The following is a 17742-nucleotide window of genomic DNA, read 5'->3' as shown; positions in this document are numbered from 1 at the left end:
GTAGACCAGTGAGATTGCCTTTGCAGCAAGTCAGATGGACGACACGTTCGATTCTGCCGCGGGAGAACCGGGTTGGGGCTTCAATGTGAGGGCGACGATAGCAGTGACCAGAAGGATGATAGCTAGGACCAGAATGCTGCCCTCCGGCCCTGTAAGGCCGCCACTCAGCAGTAGCGGGCCCTGGGGATGCGTGCTCAACAGGCGATGCTGCGAGACGCCGCCGCTGTCTGCCACGCCCCAGACGAATGACTGCGTCCAGTCCCATGCGGCGTGGTATCCAATGGCCCACCACAGGGAGCCGGTGCGCCACAGGCTGTAGGCCAGCACGAGACCGATGAGGCCAGCGCTCAGCAGACCAATGGGCGATTCGCCGGGGTTATTGCCATGCAACAGGCCAAACAACAGGGAGAAGAATCCCGCCGCGACCCAGAAGCCGATGCGTTTGCAAAGTGCTTCGCGGTGACCCATGCGTGAGGCGATGGCTGCGACGCCGCGTGCCAGCTGGAATTGCAGAAAACCGCGCATGAGGTATTCCTCAGCCAGAGCTACGGCAAAAAATGCCAAAGCCCAGAGCACGCCCCATTTCACGATGTCTGTGCCGCGCAAAAGAAGACCGTTAAAGGCCATGGCGCCTGCTACTTTCAACGCCAGCATCAGCAGGCACATGGTGGTGATGCCAATTGCGAGTCCAGCAGAAAACTGGCGGATGCGATTCGGTCGCAGAGCGTCGACGCCGTACTTTCCGAAGCTTCGCTTTTCGATCCGGGAGATCAGGAAGGCAACAAGAGCCGCAACGGCGAAGAGTACTCCATCCACGAGCAGCGTGAAGGTCACTGGCAGTTCGCCTGTGTTCTTCATCACAAGCTGCTGCTGGTGGAGATAGCCGCGAAATGCTCCGAGTGTGACTCTCCCAAGAACGATCGCCAGCGCAAGGAACAGCAGGATGGACCAGATTGCGCGCAGGCCATCGTGTCCGAAGAAAATTCGCCGCACACTGTTGCGTGGTGATGCATCCGGGTTCTGATCGTCCTGCATGCTTACTCCCTATGTGTTCTTCACCATATCCCAGCTACACTCAGCATGGAATGTTTGTTCATTTGCGCCGCGTTGGTTACTTGTTCTCTACGTTTGCTGCTGTGTCATCTTCTGTTGCGTATGCGCAGCAAAGTATTCAGCAGACCGTTACCGTTGTGGGCGAGGCTGAGCCCGTTGCACAGGGACAGACCGCTCGTTCTGTCCAGGTAGTGGATACGCAGCCGATGACGCTTTCGTTGCAGGAAATTGCAGACGGCCTGCGTTCTGACGCGTCCGTGGATATTCAGCAGCGTGGCGCGATGGGCGTGCAGTCTGACGTGAGCATTCGCGGTGGCACGTTTGAACAGACGCTGGTGCTGCTGAATGGATTTCGCGTGAACGATTCGCAGACATCACACTTCAACCTGGATGTGCCGGTACCGCAACAGGCGGTTGCAGGGCTTGCGGTGCTGCATGGTTCGGGCTCGACGCTGTATGGCGCGGATGCGCTTGCTGGGGTGGTCCACGTGAGTACGTGGAAGCCGCAGGAAAGTTCGCTGCGACTGCGCGCAGGCGGCGGAAGCTTTGGTGGCAATCAGCAGGCGATGACGGGTGCGCTTGCGAATCAGATGAGAAGCCTTGTTGCTGCAGGAGAGCGTGATTTCTCTACGGGCTTTATTCCGGGGCGTGATTACCGCAGTGAAGGCGCAAGTGCTGAAGGACGCACGACATCGTCGTTGGGCGAATCGGATTTGTTGTTGGCGGGAAGCGATCGTTCGTTTGGTGCCAATCAGTTTTACGGAAACTACAACTCATGGGAGCGGACGAAGGGTTGGTTTATTGGGTTCACGCAGGCGTTCCGTGAAAAGACCACCGCTGCCGTTGCGTATCGGCGCCATGCGGATAACTACATTCTGATTCGCACGAATCCCGCGTATTACGCGAACAATCACGTCGATGCGAGTTGGCAGGGAGCGTTGCGGCAGAGTGTTTCGCTGGGGCGTGCAGGAAAGCTGTTTGTGGGCGCGGAAGAGAACACGGACAGCATTCACAGCAATAGCCTGGGGCAGCATGGCCGCAATCGCACATCGCTCTATGGTGATGCCGATTTGCATCGTGGAGCCGCGAATTTTTCTATCGGATTACGCGAAGAGATTTTGAGCGGTGGGCGTGTGGTGTCTGCGCCTTCGTTTGCTGCGAGTTTGCTGGTGCATAACGTATGGAAGCTGCGTGGAAGTGCGGGCTATGGTTTCCGGTTGCCGACCTACACCAATCTTTATTACAACGATCCCACGACGACCAGTAATCCTTCACTGAAGCCGGAGACGGCGTGGAATTTTGATGGTGGCGTTGATTGGTATCCGTCGACGCGCGTTGCTGCATCGGTTACGGGCTTTTACGCACGCCAGCAAAACGCGATTGATTATGTCCGGCCCTCCACTGCGGATAAATGGCAGGCGAAGAATCTTGCATCGGTGCGCTTAACCGGTGTGGAAACATCTGTGCAGATGCGGTTGCAGGGTGATCAGCAATTGCGGGTGAACTGGACGGCTATCTTTGGTTCGCAGGATGTTTTGCAGGGGCAGCAGTCGCAGCTTGTGTTCCAGTTCCCAACGAATCGTGCGCGTGTGGAAGCGTGGCTTCACGCGACTTCACAAGTGGCGTTGCGTCCAGCCTTCAGTGTGACGCAGCGTGTGGGACAGACGCCTTACAGCACGGTTGATTTTGCGGTGTCACGCGACCGTGGCATGGTGCGACCGTATGTGCAGGGAACGAACCTGTACAACACCGGCTATGCGGAGATTCAGAACATCCGCATGCCGGGGCGGGGCATCCTTGCAGGTATCGAAATTTCGCTGTCGCGGCGCTAGACGGCTGCGCCTTGTTCTTCCAGTTGTGTAGAGAGGTCTTCCCATTCCAGCATGAGAGATTCGTGTTGGCTGCGCAGTTCTGCAAGCTCTGCGGTCTGACGCTGTGACTCTTCTGCGGAAACGAAGTTGCCCATTGCCGTTTCGATCGCGGTCATGCGGTCTTCCAGGCGTGGCATCTCCTCTTCAGCAAAGCGCACTCGATCCTGCATCTGCTTCAGCTTGATGGGATTCAGCTTCTTTACGTTCGCGGCAGGTGTTGCTGGCGGTGGAGGTGGAGGAGGTGGAGTCTCGATGACAGGGATGTGCGCCTTCTGCATTTCGATGGCGGCCGCCTGCATCTGCTCTGGGCCACCATTCTTGCGCCAAAGATAGTCTTCGTAGTTACCGGGATATACCTGCACCCCGCCGTGTTCGCACTCGAAGACACGCGTGGCGAGGCCGTCGATGAAGTAGCGGTCGTGCGAGACGAACAGCACTGTGCCTGTGAAGTTGCGAATCGCTTCCAGCAACACGTCCTTCGCACGAAGGTCGAGATGGTTTGTGGGTTCGTCCAGCAGGATGAAGTTTGCAGGCGAGACGAGCATGCGAGCCAGTGCGTAACGATTACGTTCTCCACCGCTGAGTACACCGAGTTGTTTGAAGACATCGTCGCCCGTGAAGAGGAATGCACCGAGCAGGCTGCGCAGTTCTACTGTCGGAATTTTCGGTGCGGCGGCGCTGATGTCTTCCAGCATCTTTGCCTGCGGATCAAGCACCTTGTACTGATCCTGCGCGAAGTAATCGGCGAGGACATTATGGCCGTAGCGAACTTCTCCGGTAGTGGGCTCTTCCAATTTGCTCAACATACGGATGAGCGTGGATTTACCCGCGCCGTTCGGACCTACGAGTGCAATGCGATCGCCGCGTTCGATGGTGAAGTTGACGTTGCTGAGAATCTGTTTCGGTTCGTAGCGCTTGGAGAGTCCGCTGACCTCGCACACGATGCGGCCCGATGCGGGCGGCTGCGGGAAGGTGAAATGGATCGTCTCTTCATCTTCAGGAACTTCGATGCGCTCGATCTTGTCTAGTTCCTTGATGCGGCTCTGTACCTGTTTGGCTTTGGTGGCCTGGTAGCGGAAGCGGCCGATGAAAGCTTCGAGTTGGTCGATGCGTTCTCGTTGCGAAGTGTAGTCGCGTGCGAGTTGTTCGCGGCGCTCTGTCTTTTGCTTTACGTACTTTTCGTAGCCACCGGTGTAGAACCACACGCGCTTGTTCCACACTTCGGTGATTTTGTTCACGGTGACGTCGAGGAAGTAGCGGTCGTGCGAGATGAGGATGAAAGCGCGTGGGTACGACTTCAAATACTCTTCAAGCCAGTTGCGGCTTTCTAGATCGAGATGGTTCGTGGGTTCGTCCATCAATAGAAGCGATGGTTTTTCCAGCAGTAATTTTGCGAGCGCGATGCGCATCTGCCATCCACCGGAAAATTCGCCGCAGTCGCGTCGCCAGTCTTCTTTTTGAAATCCGAGTCCGCCGAGCACTGCGCCTACTTGAGCGTCGAGGTTGTAGAGATCGAGCGCCTGCAGCGTTTCACTGACAACAGAGAAACGGTCAGCGGCAATTTCATATTCCGCGCTGGCGGGGTCGAAGTGCGCGAGCTTGTCGCTGAGTTCGCCCATCTCGTGTTCCATGTCCTGGGCCGCTTTGAAGACGCTGAGACATTCGTCGAAAACCGTGCGTCCGCGTAGCGCGAGGCCGTCCTGCGGAAGGTAGCCGATGGTGAGACCTTTGCTGCGATTGAGCTGGCCGTGATCCAGATGCTCGATGCCTGCGAGGATTTTCAGCAGTGTCGATTTTCCGGTGCCGTTACCACCGACGAGACCGGTACGTTCGTCCGGTGTGATGAGCCAGTTGGCCCCTTCAAATAACAGCTTGTGGCCAAAGCGCTTGGCCCCGTCGGCGAGATGCAACATATCTCTATTGTCGCAAATGGCGCGGGATACTGATTTCTGCGGATTTCGACTTAGTATGGAAGGCGATGGTGAGTCGTCGCCAATTCGTTGTTGGATCGCTGCTGGTGGCTACGAGCGCGCGTGCGCAACAACTTGCCCATGCGGGATGGCGGGGCAATGGGATCACGCCTGAGGTGTGGTGGCTGCATGCGTCGATGATCCGCTGTGCGCAGGATGTGACGTTTGCCGACGCGGCGAAGATGCTGGACAGAATGAGCGATGTGGGCGCGGATAGCATCCTGTTGCCAGATCTGGAACCGACGACAAAACAGCCGTATGCGGAGCGTTTTGGTACCGAAGAGGAACTGGATGCCTTGCTGCGTGAGATGTCTGCACGGCGGATGCATCTCCTGCTGCATATCCCGTTGCAGCGTGCCGCAAGCAATGCTGGTGAAGTTCGTTTCTGGATGAGCCGTGGTGTGGCTGGGCTGGATCTAGGCACGCTTGGTTCCGGTGACATGGATGCGGCTCGGCAGTTGCGCGCATCGTTGGATCATTATCCGGGTCATCGCATTCTGCTGGCGCGAACCGCAGGGCAGGAAGCGCAGGCTGTGGCGTCTGCTGCACGCAGGCGTGGTGCATCGTCTTCTGATCCCATCACACTGCACATTCTTTCGCCGCAGGACACTGAGAGTGGAATACGTCATCCAGGTGAAGTGAATGCGGTTGAGATTCCCGGTATGCCGGTCGGCGATGAAAAAGCAGATGCCGCGGCGGCGACGTTTCCGGCCGCTGTTCCGTATGTGAGGAGTCTGTTCCCGCTGCTGCTCGCATCAGGATCGCCGATTCTGGATAGTCGTCTGCTCACGTCGGATATGGCGCGCAAATCAGTGCAGCAGGTGCTCGCATTTCGAAATACACACACGGTGGTGCGTGACGGAAGTGTTGTGGTATTGGCAACGGCACAGCCTTCGTTGCGGGTATGGCTTCTGCGTGCGAAGGGAGCTCGCGGTTCGTTGCTGTTGGCTGCGAACGATGGCACGACACCCGCAAACTTGCTGCTAACGGCGGCGTTGGCATCGAATGGATTTCGTAATGTGTATCTGCGACCGCTGATGCGATCCGATCGTGGCATGGGTGCCATCAATGTGGAGATAGGATCGCTGCCGCCGGGTTCCGCTATTGTCGCGGAGATTCTGCACTAAACTTCAGCGGTTGTATTGCTGGCGTAGTTCGCGGGTATTCAGCGACAACGGCATCGAAGATGGCATCCCACGAACAACCTATGGCATATGTGCGAGCGGCTTCTCCCATAGTGCGAAGACGTTCACGATCCTTCGTAAGTTCTACGATCCCTTCGATCCAGGCCGATGTCGAGCGCACGATACCGGTGCCTTCGTTGGTCACAATAAACTTTGGACCGCCACCATCTGTGACGGCAGCGGGTACGCCACTGGCCAATGCTTCCAGCACTACGTTGCCGAAGGTATCGGTCTCGGATGGGAAGACGAAGAGATCCATGTTGGCGTAGGCCGTCGCGAGTGCTTCACCGCGCAATACGCCTGCGAAATCAGCGTTTGGCAGTGCCTGTCGAAGTGCCGCTTCTTCACCACCATGTCCGATGATGCAGAAGCGCGCATTGACTCTTGCGACGTCGAGCGCCTGCTGAAGAAGAGGAAGAAGAGCGACGTTCTTCTCGATGGAAAGCCTGCCCACGTAGCCAAGAATCAATTCGTCGTTATGGGTGGGACGCGTTCTTCGTGTGGGGGAAAAGAGTTCTGTGTCTACGCCACGACGCATCACGTGGCAGGTGCGCTGCGTTTTGTGCTCGAGCAGAGTGCACAATTCTTCATTCGGTGCGTAAAGCACTTTTGCCAGTCGATAAAAACTTGATGTGGCATGGAGTGCACCAGATTCGATCCATTGCGGCGCTTGTGGCAACATTGTTGCCAGCGGTGCACTACGGCGGCCTGCATACTCATGGAGGTTGGTATGCCAGCTTGCAGCCAGTGGAATGTTTTTGCGCCATGCGAAGTATGCGCCGAAGATGCCGAGTTCGCTGGGACCTGTGATGTGAATGAGATCGGGTTTAAATCGATCCAGTTCCTGGTCGATGGTGATCGCATAACGACTGAATGTTGGATCGAAGCTAAGATCTTTTTCCATCGCGATGCTGAAGGCGCTTCGCGGAAGATCGACTTCAGTAACGGAGCCGTTGGTGTTCAGGTTTGCTTTGCCGCGAACACCCGGAGCGCCGGCGCGGATGCAGAGCATGGGCAGGTTGTGGCGTTTTGCATAAGCAGCAAAGTTGCGCGCGGTGTGCGCTACGCCGTTTACCTCGTGGAACGAATCTGGAAAGAACGCAACGCGCGGCCCAGTCCCCATGCACGTCACCATAGCACTTCTGCATGAGAGACTGTTTGCACATTTATGTCGAACGATCCCGTTCCGCTTCATCGTGTGTTGACAGAGATGTTGCGCCATCCGCTGAGGCTGCTACGCGGATGGAACTGGAAGGCCGCGTCCTTCTCCGCAATTCTGCGTAGTTTATTTTTCCTTTTCGCAAATCTTCACCGTACGCACCATGCCGCAGCAAAGGCGGTGTTGACGGAGTTTGTGTACGGCACATTCGCGGCGGGTGTAGCGGGTGCGGCGCTACAGCGACTGCGCCATGCGGAGCCTGTCAGGAAAACGGCGTTCGTGGTGTGGCTTGGGATTCCGTCAGTGCTGTTGACTGCACAGGCATCAGTGCATCGCGCGATGGGAACGCAGCATATGCGCACTGGGCTGATTGCTTCGTTTGTGTTTGCATCGTTCGCATCAGGATTTAACTGGTTTGCAATGCGCCGTGGCGCGTTTGTGATTGGCGAACAGCGTTCGTTTGCACGCGATCTTCTGCTGGCTCCAAAACTGATCGTGCAGTTTCTGTTTACACCGTTGCAACGAGAGTAGGGTGTAATCTTGAGTGCAAGAGGGACGACCTTCGGATGAAGGCGGCCACTAAACATAATGAAGACAATACTCTGCCTCGCAGCCTGCCTCCTCGCATCTTCCGCAGCCTTTGCACAGAACGCCGATATTTTCGGTCGTCCGCTTCCTGCACAAAAACACACACGCGTCTTCGGACAAGAGATTGCCTATTACGACATGGGTGCTGCCAAGGCTGGTGAGCCCGTGCTGGTGCTGTTGCATGGTTATGGTTCGCAGGCCGATGTGGACTTTGGCCCGTCTCTTCCGTTGTTGGCAAAACACTATCGCGTAATTGCGTTGGATCAGATTGGCGCGGGGCAAAGCGCTAAGCCGCTAATTGCATATCGCGTGCAGACCTACGTTGACTTCCTTGCAGAGTTTTTGCGCACGCAGGGAATTATGCATTTTGATCTGCTTGGTGAATCGCTTGGGGGATGGACCGCTGCTGCGTATGCGCAACAGTCATTGACTTCTGGAAGCACGTTTCCTAAGCCAACTCGATTGATCCTGGAAGATGCTGTCGGCCTCACCGTGCCGGAGAACGTGCTTTCTTCGAATGCCGGTGTTCATTTTTCAGTAAGCACTGTGGGCGACGTTGTTACGGGGCTGCGAGCGGTTTTCTATAACAAGTCGTGGATCACGGAAGAGGTTGCACGGCGTCGTTTCATCACGAAGCTGGCGGCCGATGACGCGATGGCGACGAGTGCGTTCACCGGAAATCCTGCAGTGCGTGGGGAGGCTTTGGGCGAGAAGGCTTCCAGCATTACGATTCCGACGTTGGTCGTGTGGGGCGCGCAGGATACCCTTGTGCCGATTGCAACAGGACAGGCTTTTGCGAAGGCGATTCCACAGGCGAGGCTGGTTACCGTTGATGAAAGTGGGCACATACCTTCGCTGGAGCAGCCACAGAAGTTTGTGAAGGCTGTCGAAGACTTTCTGAGCATGAAGTAAATCCGTTTCAGCTCACGTTCTTGTCTAAAAGTTCAGCGGCATTGCATCTCTGCAATGCCGCTGCTGTTCTTTGCTCAAAGGATAAGAATTTATGAGCGCGTGGCGGAGATATCTGGCCCCAGCAATTCCTGTGCGCTCGGTGCTGGTGTGTCGGGAACGCGTTCGTTCGAACCGGACGCGGAGAGATACTTTTGCAGACCCTCTTGCAGAATGGCGAACGCCTCTTCCGGCGTGTCGGCAAAGCGAAAGAGGTCTGTATCGCCGACAGAGATGGCACCCTTTTCTGCAAGCAAATCCAGGTTGATGACGCCGTTCCAGTACGAGCGGCCGTAGATGATGATGGTCATCTCCTTGGCCATCTTGTGGGTTTGCGCGAGTGTTAGCAGCTCAAACATTTCGTCCAGCGTGCCAAAGCCTCCAGGGAAGACAACAAGTGCCTTTGCCAGGTAGGCGAACCAGAACTTGCGCATGAAGAAGTAATGGAACTGGAAGTTCAGCGCAGGCGTGATGTATGGATTTGGTCGCTGCTCAAATGGCAGAGCGATGTTCAGGCCAATGGTCTTGCCGCCCGCTTCATATGCGCCGCGATTGGCCGCTTCCATAATGCCGGGACCACCGCCGCTGCACACCACGAAACGATGGCGTCGACCAGGGAGGTCCTTCGACCACTCCGTGAGCATGTAGGCGAGTTTGCGCGCGTCTTCGTAATAGCGGGCCATCTCCACTGCTGCGGCTGCGCGCTTGCGCTGCAGATCGCTTGCTTCTGGTGAGGCGTCGGGCTGTTCCTCGGGAGGTGCGGGATGATTGGCATAGGAGTTCGCCAGCAGCTCCATCTCATGGTTCGCCACGTCCAGTGCGGCAAATCGCGCAGAGCCGAAGAAGACCACGGTGTCCTGGATGCGTTCGCGGCGAAAACGCGTCATCGGTTCCTGGTATTCGGCCATGATGCGGAAGATGCGCGCATCCGGCGTTTTCAGGAAGTCGTCATTTTCGTAGGCCAGTGGGGCCTGATCCAGCAGAGTTTCGGGAACGGGAAGGTTTGTCATCCGTTACCTAGGATGCACCATGGGATGGTGACGCGAAAACTGTTGTGAAAGAGTGGTGGCGGTGACTGGAATCGAACCAGTGACCTACGGGTTATGAGTCCGTCGCTCTAACCATCTGAGCTACACCGCCATGGTGTGTGGGACGTGCCTTGCGCTTGGGCGGCGGGGAGCCAGGCCAGAAACGCGCGGGGGCACTCGATGTAGTTTACTGGAAGTCGGGCTTCGGCTCAAATTGCCGTTGTCCGGATGACTGCACGCATGAGTGAAACACGCATTTTGGGAGTAATTCCCGCCCGCCTCGCCTCCACGCGCCTTCCTGGGAAGGTGCTGCGCCCATTATTAGGTAAACCCATGCTGCAGTGGGTAGTGGAGGCCGCATTGCGGTGCCCGCAGCTACAGGAAGTCGTCGTTGCTACGGATTCTGAGGAGGTTGGCGAGCTTTGCCGCACGCACGGATGGCAGTGGCAGATGACAGACGCCGCGCTGCCCAGCGGAACCGACCGCATGCGTGCGGTGGCACTGGAGCGCGAGGCGGACATCTACGTGAATATTCAAGGCGATGAGCCGCTGCTGAAGCCGGAACACATTGATGCGTTGCTGCGTCCGTTTTCGCGTGGCATGCATGTGGAATGCAGCACGGTGAAGACGCTTTGCGCGCCGGAGAACATCCAGAATCCGAATGCTGTGAAGGTCGTGCATGCGACCGATGGCCGTGCGTTGTATTTCTCGCGTGCCACCATTCCGTACGACCGCGATGGAGCGGGTAAGGCCACGTACTGGAAGCATCTGGGACTGTATGCGTATCGTCGCGATGCGCTGCTGCGCTTTGGCACGCTGGCGGCCAGTCCTCTTGAGCAGACGGAGCGGCTGGAACAGTTGCGGCTGCTGGAGAACGGGCTGGCGCTGTACGTTGAGGCCGTGGAGTTCGATACGGTGGGTGTGGACATTGAGGCCGACGTCCCGCGGGTGGAAGCTTTGTTGCGGGAACGATTCGGTGTCTAAAACGAAAGGGCAGCACTCATGGTGAGCGCCGCCCTTTGTTCTTCGCTTTGTTGGCGGCTAGTTCTTTCTTGCCAGCGGGATGTCCACTTGCAGGCCATCAGCATCGGATGTGACCTTTACGATTGCCAGCGAGCGGGCGATCCATGTGGCTGCCTTGAGTTCTGCACGTGGTGTGGAGCTAAGGACGGCAAGCACGCGGCAGCCAGCAGCAATACCACTTTCCACGCCAGATACGGCGTCTTCCACCACGATGCAATCCTCGGGTTTCAGACCAAGCGCTTCAGCGCCGCGAATGTAGGGTTCGGGATCAGGCTTTCCCCTGGAAATATCGTCTGCGGAGACGAGCCTGGGCGGTTCCGGCAGGCCTGCTGCTCTCAGTCGAGCTTCCAGCAGGCGGCGCGTGCAGGAGGTGACCACCGTCCAGCGATCGGGCGGTAGGCTTGCGAGCAATTCACGCACACCGGGCAATACTTCGATGTCGCCTACGTCTTCAATCTCCATGTCTTCGATGACGCGAAGGCCTTCGTCCGGATCAATGTCGGGGCGAAGCATGATGACGATGTCGCGTGCGGGACGACCGTGTGGAAGGACGAAGTTGTCCGCGTTCGGCACCTTATACAGCTTGGCCCAGCGTTTCCAGCATCGTGTGGCCGATGCAATGGAACTGATGAGAACGCCGTCCATATCGAAAAGCAGGCCTTGCGCCTGCACCTGAATCTTACTCACAACAAGTTCTCACTCTCCCAGGCGCCTACGAAGATGCTTGCGCGCTCCGGTCCCAGATACATTTCAAAATCGGTTCGGTACGTTCGTTGAAGACTGCTGTTCCAAATGCGAGACCACGCATCGACGATGCTTTGGGGAAATGGTCCGACGGCGTCGAACACGGCATAGTCTCCGGGCTCCAGAAAAACATCGCGCATGCCTTCCGGCAATGGCGCATCGTCCTCAACATGCTGTCCGAGCAACAGTGTGTATGGCCCTGAAAAGTCACTCTCGTACTCGAAGTACACAGCGTACATACCGCTGCCTTGCAACCGCGTGGGAATGTCCTGTTGTGTGTACTGCGCCCACAGTGCGTGGATGGCTTCAGGCTGGCTATTGACGCATCGCGCAGAGATGCCTGCGATGCGCCGAGGGGTGATCTTTTCAAATCCGTCGGAGGCCAAGTTAGCCCTCCAATACGAATTGTTCCGCTGCTTTAAGGATCTTGTGCACGGCTTCCTGCGAGGTGGATTCGCTGTAAACACGCAGTAGTGGCTCGGTTCCGGAGGCGCGCAACAGCAGCCATGTTTCGGCAGCATTGGACTTGGATTTTGCTTCCGGATTGTCGAGGAAGAACTTGATGCCGTCCATGTCCTCGGTCTTGAGAATGCGGTAGCCGGCGATTTCCGTGAGTCCGCTCGATGCGCGATCGATGGCAGACTTTTTCAAGCGGTCGTCGATGTGCATGTCGATACGGCCGTACTGGTGCTCGCCGAATTCGCTCTGCAACATGGCGACGAGTTCGCCCAGTGTCTTGCCTTCTTCTGCCATTACGTTTGCGAGTAGCAGCGCATTCAGGATGCCGTCACGCTCAGGCAGATGGCGCTTGATGCCAACGCCGCCCGATTCTTCGCCGCCGATGAGGATGTCTTCCGTCAGCATTAAGTCACAGACATATTTGAAGCCGATGCCATGCTCGTGGAGTTTGCGGCCGTATTTCGCGGCGATGCGATCAAGCATCTTGGTGGTGTTGAAGGCACGCGTGATCTCGCCCGGCCACTTCTTCTTTTCCAGCAGCCACCACAACAGGATGGAGAAAATCTTGTGCGCATCGACCACGTTGCCGTGTTCGTCGACGGAGCCGATGCGGTCTGCGTCGCCGTCGGTGATAAGGCCGGCTGCGCACTTCTCTTCAACGACTTTCTTCTGCGTCAGCGCAATGTGCGGCAGGATGGGTTCGGGGTTGATGCCCGGAAAGAGGGGATTGCGCTCTGAGCGAATCTCAATGCAGTCCACGTCAGCGCGTTCAAAGATGCCTTTCAGCACACCTGCGCCAGCGCCAAACATGCTGTCGATGAGGAAGCGCTGCTTCGATTTGGCGATCAACGGCAGATCGGCGAATGCTTCTACCGCTGCGATGTAGTCGGGCATGAAATCCACTTCGGTAATGGCAGCGGGTGTGGCGGCCACGGGGACGTCTTTACCAAGATAGGTCTCGATGCTCTTGATGATGCTCGGCGAACCCGAACCGCCGTAGCTGGCCTTGTACTTCACGCCATTCCATTGCGCCGGATTGTGCGACGAAGTGATCATGATGCCGCCCGCAGCCTTGCGATGTGCCACGCCGTAGCTGAGTGCGGGCGTTGCGGTGACATCTTTCGCCAGCAACACGGGAATACCGGCTTCGCTCAACACCTGTGCTGCCACGCGCGCGAATTGCGGCGAGCCGAAGCGGGTGTCGTAACCAATGCACACACCCTTCGATGCGTCTTCGTGCGCCAGCACGTAATTGGCAATGGCGCGGACGGCGATGCGGACGTTGGCGTAGGTGAAGTCGTCGGCAATGATGCCGCGCCAGCCGTCGGTTCCAAACTTGACCGGACTGGAGAAGGGGGCGCTGGAAGTGGCTTCGCTCATAGTGGCTTCCTGATTTTATAGACCCGTCCGATGATTTTGGGTGTATGGAATTACTTCGCTTTTTCTTTGCCATGCGGCGGCGACGGATGCTAGGATGAGGTTCACTGAAATTGAGGAGATAGATCGCGTGGCCGTGGACGAACGCAGCAGAGCCGTAGAACTTGCCCTGGCGGGCATTGAAAAGCAGTTTGGCAAGGGTTCCATCATGCGCCTGGGCGCGAAGGATGCCATTGTTCCCATCTCCGTCATCTCTACCGGCTCGATCTCGTTCGACGCAGCACTGGGTGTGGGCGGTGTACCGCGTGGCCGTGTAGTTGAGATTTACGGCCCTGAATCTTCGGGTAAAACGACCATCACCCTGCAGATCATTGCAGAGGCGCAGAAGGCCGGTGGTCTGGCCGCGTTCGTCGACGCGGAACACGCGCTTGATCCCGTCTACGCGCGCAAACTCGGCGTAGACACGGATAACCTGCTCATCTCGCAGCCAGATTATGGCGAGCAGGCGCTGGAAATTACAGAAGCTCTGGTGCGCTCTGGCGCGATTGACATTCTCGTGGTCGACTCTGTTGCTGCGCTGGTTCCCAAGGCGGAACTCGATGGCGAAATGGGTGACTCGCACGTCGGCCTGCAGGCACGATTGATGTCGCAGGCGCTGCGTAAGCTGACCGGCACCGTGGCAAAGAGCCGTACCTGCCTGATCTTCATCAACCAGATTCGCGAAAAGATCGGCGTCATGTTCGGCAACCCGGAAACCACCACAGGCGGTCGCGCGCTGAAGTTTTACTCGTCTGTCCGTATTGACATTCGCCGCATTGGTGCGGTGAAGGAAGGCGACGTTGTCGTTGGCTCTCGTACGAAGACCAAGATCGTGAAGAACAAGGTTGCTGCGCCCTTCCGCGAAGCGGAGTTCGACATTCTGTACGGCGAAGGCATCTCTCGTGAAGGTGACGTGCTGGATCTTGCCGTGGTGAACAACATCGTGGAAAAGAGCGGCGCCTGGTACAGCTACGCTGGAGAACGCATCGGCCAGGGACGCGAAAATGTGCGTAACTTCCTCAAGTCCAATCCGGAAGTCTTCCGGCGCATGGACGCTGAGCTTCGTGCCAAGCTGAACATCGGTTCATCTTCGACTGCTCCGATTCCTGCTGCACCTGCGGATGGTGAGGAAAAGGCGCAGGAGGCCGTTAAGCCTTCGCGGAAGTAGTTATTGCAAAAACGTCAACAGAAAGGGCCGCAAACTGCGGCCCTTTCTGTTGTTTGCAGCGGCTAGCGACCTGGTCGGGTATGCTTCCTTTGTCATGGGAATTATCCGCGCCATCTACCCCGGCACCTTCGATCCACCGACGAACGGCCACTTGGACCTGATCAGCCGTGGGGCGAAGATCTTTGATGAGTTGGTGGTCGCTGTATTGCGCAACACCAGCAAAGGTGTCCCCTTGTTCACCACCGAAGAACGCGCGGAGATGCTGAGGGAGGTGACGGCTCCGCTCGGCAATGTCACCGTGGAGACGTTCGACGGCCTTCTGGTTGACTTCGCGAGGGCGAAGCAGGCCAGCGCGGTATTGCGCGGCATTCGCGCTATTTCGGATTACGAGTATGAGTTCCAGATGGCCATGATGAATCGCAAGCTGGACAAGTCGTTGGAGACGGTCTTCATGATGCCTGCGGAGAAGTACACGTATGTTTCGTCGCGGCTGATTAAAGGTGTGTATCAGCTCAACGGCGATATCAGCGAACTGGTGCCGCCATTGGTGCTACGGCGATTGCAGGAGAAGCGAGCCGCACACACGGCTTCACTTGGCGGCGAGGTTCCAGGCGAGGTGTAAATGCCTTTCATTCAGGCAAAGTCTGTGTGGCTCCGTTAGAATCGGAGCCATGAGCGCAGCCGCTGAAGTCCTTACAGGGAAGAAGACCTTCTCTGATCGCATCAACCGTATTGAAGTGTCGGCCACCATGGCCATTACGGCGGAGGCGCTCCGCCTGAAACAAAGTGGTATTGATCTGGCCGACTTTGGTGCTGGCGAACCGCATTTTCAGACCCCGGAACACATCAAGCGCGCCGCGATTGAGGCGATTGAGAAGGGCTACACCAAGTACACGGCGGTGGCGGGTATCCCCGAGGTGCGTCGTGCAGTGGTGGATCGCCATGCAGCAGACTTCGGATCCAACTACACGCCGGAGGAATGCTGTTTTGCCACGGGTGGCAAGCAGGCACTGTTCAACGCCATTGAGTGCCTGGTGGACCATGGCGATGAGGTGATTGTGCCGGTGCCGTACTGGGTGTCGTACAAGGACATCATCCAGTTCGCGGGTGGTACGCCGGTGTTTGTGCAGACCAACGAGGCGGACAACTTCCGGGTGACGCCGGCCATGATCGAGGCGGCTATTACTGACCGCACGAAGGCCATCATCCTGAACTCGCCCTCAAACCCGTCTGGCGCCGTGATGAGCGCCGGGGATGTGGAGGCGATCATCCGCCTGGCACACCGCAAGGGCATCTACATGCTGCTGGACGAGTGCTACACCTACCTGAACTTCATCGGTAAGCCGGTGAGCGGTGGCTCGTTCACGGACTGCAAGGAGCATGTGGTGGTGTTGGGTACGTTGTCCAAGACCTATGCTATGACGGGCTGGCGTGCAGGATTCGCCCTCGGGCCGAAGGCTATTGTTGCCTCTATCGCCAAGCTGCAGTCGCAGAGCACCAGCAATGTGTCCACGCCAGTGCAGTATGCTTCGGTGGCAGCACTGACTGCGTCGCAGCAGTGCGTCGAGGACATGAAGGTGGACTACATCAAGCTGCGTGACCGCATGTTGGCCGGGTTTGCGACCATCCCGGGGCTGACCTGCACCGTGCCGCAGGGCGCGTTCTACGTATACCCGAACATCTCGGCGTTCCTGGGACGCGAAGGCGCGGCGACGGCGTCGCAGGTGGCGTCGCGGCTGCTCAACGAGGCCCATGTGGTGTGCGTGCCGGGTGAGGCGTTTGGTACGGAGCATCATCTGCGGTTCTCGTATGCCACATCGGCAGACGTGATCGACAAGGGCATTGAACGTATGCGTACCTTCTTCGCGGGGCTGGCATAAACCTATGAGCGACTCCGTGACGAAGTCCCTGAAGCTTACGCCGCTGGTGCTTGCCGGTGGTAGCGGTACACGGTTCTGGCCACGCTCGCGGAAGTCGCGGGCGAAGCAGGTGCTGGCGCTGTCCGGCGGCACGGAGACCATGATCCAGGAGACGGTGGCGCGGTTGCTGCCGCTGGCTCCTGCGGATGACTTCCTGGTGATCACCAACGGGTTGCTGGTTGGGACGATTCGGGAGCAGTTGCCGGAGATTCCTCACAGCCGCATCCTGTGCGAGCCGATGGCGCGGAATACGGCTCCGGCTTGCGCGCTGGCGGCCATGATTGTGGAGCGGACCGCGCCGGAGACGATTCTGGGTGTCTTTCCGTCGGACCATGTGGTGACGGATGATGAGCGCTTCCAGCAGGTGATCCATGCAGCCATGCAGATTGCCGCGGCGGGCGAGAACATTGTGGTGCTGGGTGCGCCGCCGACGCGTCCGGAGACGGGTTACGGCTACATCAAGCAGGGAACTGTAGCGGCCGAGTTCGCCGATCTGGGAATGACGGCGCGCTGCGTGCAGCGGTTCACGGAGAAGCCGCAGATCGACCGTGCCATCGAGTTCCTGGCGGACGGGAATTATGCCTGGAATGCGGGCATCTTCCTGTGGTCGGCGAAGACGCTGGCGAATGCTATCCGCGAGCATCGGCCTGCGGTTGCTGGACCGTTGGAGACGATTGCCGCAGCTTACGGAACGCCGGAGTTCGAGGCGGTGTTTGCTGCCGAGTATCCGAAGGTTGAGAACATCTCCATTGACTACGCAGTGCTGGAGCCACGTTCCGCGAAGGGTGCGGCGAGCAACATCTATTGCCTGCCTGCCGATTTCGGCTGGAACGATCTGGGTTCATGGACGGCTCTGCACGAGCATGCCATGGCGAAAGGCGGAGTAAGTCGCGGTCACGGCAACATTGTGGAGTGCGACCAGGCGTTGCATCTCGAGGCGTTTGGCAACTACGTCTATTCGCCGGGTAAGACGGTTGCGTTGTTGGGTGTGAGCGATCTGGTTGTGGTGGAGACGGACGATGCGATCCTGATTACGACCCGCGCGCATTCGCAGGAAGTTGGGCGTGTTGTAAGTGAGCTTACGAAGCGGCAACGTCTGGATTTGATTTAGGTAGTGATGGGGTACCCCCCTCCCCCTGTTTTTCTAAAATCGTCTTTCTAAACGGGTTACGATTTTGATGGCTGTAAAATCGTCTGCCCATTGGGGTTAGG

General features: G+C 57.6%; 16 protein-coding genes and 1 tRNA gene. 9 read left to right on the top strand and 8 right to left on the bottom strand.

Annotated features, from left to right (window positions below; translation table 11 throughout):
- Positions 1 to 30 precede the first annotated feature (30 nt).
- Positions 31 to 1035 (bottom strand): CPBP family intramembrane glutamic endopeptidase, encoded by a 1005-nt coding sequence (locus M504_RS07935; protein WP_052200522.1) that lies wholly within the window; start codon positions 1033 to 1035, stop codon positions 31 to 33.
- Positions 1036 to 1085: 50 nt separating this feature from the next.
- On the opposite strand from M504_RS07935, the gene M504_RS07930 reads away from it, so the two are divergent.
- Positions 1086 to 2885 (top strand): TonB-dependent siderophore receptor, encoded by a 1800-nt coding sequence (locus M504_RS07930; RefSeq protein WP_052200521.1) that lies wholly within the window; start codon positions 1086 to 1088, stop codon positions 2883 to 2885.
- On the opposite strand, the gene M504_RS07925 is transcribed toward M504_RS07930, so the two are convergent.
- A complete protein-coding gene (locus tag M504_RS07925) occupies positions 2882 to 4837 on the bottom strand; it encodes an ABC-F family ATP-binding cassette domain-containing protein (RefSeq protein WP_047489880.1) in 1956 nt (651 codons plus the stop codon). The two genes, M504_RS07930 and M504_RS07925, sit on opposite strands and share 4 nt — an antisense overlap.
- 65 nt (positions 4838 to 4902) lie before the next feature.
- On the opposite strand from M504_RS07925, the gene M504_RS07920 reads away from it, so the two are divergent.
- On the top strand, positions 4903 to 6021 hold the full coding sequence (locus M504_RS07920; RefSeq protein WP_047489876.1) for a hypothetical protein: 1119 nt from the start codon (positions 4903 to 4905) through the stop codon (positions 6019 to 6021).
- On the opposite strand, the gene M504_RS07915 is transcribed toward M504_RS07920, so the two are convergent.
- Positions 5996 to 7201, bottom strand: coding sequence for a glycosyltransferase (locus M504_RS07915; protein WP_047494027.1), 1206 nt, complete (start codon positions 7199 to 7201; stop codon positions 5996 to 5998). The two genes, M504_RS07920 and M504_RS07915, sit on opposite strands and share 26 nt — an antisense overlap.
- A 45-nt stretch (positions 7202 to 7246) precedes the next feature.
- On the opposite strand from M504_RS07915, the gene M504_RS07910 reads away from it, so the two are divergent.
- Positions 7247 to 7768 carry a hypothetical protein gene (locus tag M504_RS07910; protein WP_052200520.1) on the top strand — a complete coding sequence of 174 codons (522 nt, stop codon included), beginning with the start codon at positions 7247 to 7249 and terminating at the stop codon, positions 7766 to 7768.
- Positions 7769 to 7825: 57 nt separating this feature from the next.
- Positions 7826 to 8737, top strand: coding sequence for an alpha/beta fold hydrolase (locus M504_RS07905; RefSeq protein WP_052200519.1), 912 nt, complete (start codon positions 7826 to 7828; stop codon positions 8735 to 8737).
- Between the two features lie 89 nt (positions 8738 to 8826).
- On the opposite strand, the gene M504_RS07900 is transcribed toward M504_RS07905, so the two are convergent.
- A complete protein-coding gene (locus tag M504_RS07900) occupies positions 8827 to 9783 on the bottom strand; it encodes a TIGR00730 family Rossman fold protein (protein ID WP_047489873.1) in 957 nt (318 codons plus the stop codon).
- Positions 9784 to 9836: 53 nt separating this feature from the next.
- A tRNA-Met gene (locus tag M504_RS07895) sits at positions 9837 to 9913 on the bottom strand.
- Between the two features lie 128 nt (positions 9914 to 10041).
- On the opposite strand from M504_RS07895, the gene kdsB reads away from it, so the two are divergent.
- The gene (gene kdsB, locus M504_RS07890) at positions 10042 to 10785 is read left to right on the top strand and encodes a 3-deoxy-manno-octulosonate cytidylyltransferase (protein ID WP_047494018.1); all 744 of its coding nucleotides are present in this window, start codon (positions 10042 to 10044) and stop codon (positions 10783 to 10785) included.
- 57 nt (positions 10786 to 10842) lie between these two features.
- Here the strand turns inward: kdsB and M504_RS07885 are convergent, their stop codons facing one another.
- From M504_RS07885 to M504_RS07875, 3 genes are read right to left on the bottom strand one after another with little or no spacing between them, the layout of a single operon-like run.
- Positions 10843 to 11511, bottom strand: a complete 669-nt coding sequence (locus M504_RS07885; protein WP_052200518.1) for an HAD-IA family hydrolase — start codon at positions 11509 to 11511, stop codon at positions 10843 to 10845.
- Positions 11508 to 11954, bottom strand: a complete 447-nt coding sequence (locus tag M504_RS07880; RefSeq protein ID WP_052200517.1) for a GyrI-like domain-containing protein — start codon at positions 11952 to 11954, stop codon at positions 11508 to 11510. The genes M504_RS07885 and M504_RS07880 overlap by 4 nt, the downstream gene beginning before the upstream one ends.
- 1 nt (position 11955) lies before the next feature.
- Positions 11956 to 13407, bottom strand: a complete 1452-nt coding sequence (locus tag M504_RS07875) for a phosphoglucomutase/phosphomannomutase family protein (protein ID WP_052200516.1) — start codon at positions 13405 to 13407, stop codon at positions 11956 to 11958.
- 94 nt (positions 13408 to 13501) lie between these two features.
- Here M504_RS07875 and recA point away from each other — a divergent pair, with 94 nt between their 5' ends.
- The 4 genes from recA (at position 13502) to M504_RS07855 (ending at position 17641) form a co-directional block, all read left to right on the top strand.
- Positions 13502 to 14611 (top strand): recombinase RecA, encoded by a 1110-nt coding sequence (recA, locus tag M504_RS07870; protein WP_052200515.1) that lies wholly within the window; start codon positions 13502 to 13504, stop codon positions 14609 to 14611.
- A gap of 94 nt (positions 14612 to 14705) precedes the next feature.
- Positions 14706 to 15233 (top strand): pantetheine-phosphate adenylyltransferase, encoded by a 528-nt coding sequence (coaD, locus tag M504_RS07865; protein ID WP_047494006.1) that lies wholly within the window; start codon positions 14706 to 14708, stop codon positions 15231 to 15233.
- Between the two features lie 49 nt (positions 15234 to 15282).
- Complete coding sequence (locus tag M504_RS07860; RefSeq protein WP_047489869.1) at positions 15283 to 16491, top strand: pyridoxal phosphate-dependent aminotransferase; 1209 nt, start codon at positions 15283 to 15285, stop codon at positions 16489 to 16491.
- 4 nt (positions 16492 to 16495) lie between these two features.
- Positions 16496 to 17641 carry a mannose-1-phosphate guanylyltransferase gene (locus M504_RS07855; RefSeq protein WP_047489866.1) on the top strand — a complete coding sequence of 382 codons (1146 nt, stop codon included), beginning with the start codon at positions 16496 to 16498 and terminating at the stop codon, positions 17639 to 17641.
- The last annotated feature ends 101 nt before the right edge of the window (positions 17642 to 17742 follow it).

It is taken from the genome of Terriglobus sp. TAA 43, from assembly GCF_000800015.1.
Classification (GTDB): domain Bacteria; phylum Acidobacteriota; class Terriglobia; order Terriglobales; family Acidobacteriaceae; genus Terriglobus.
This window is presented reverse-complemented; position numbering and strand designations above follow the sequence as displayed.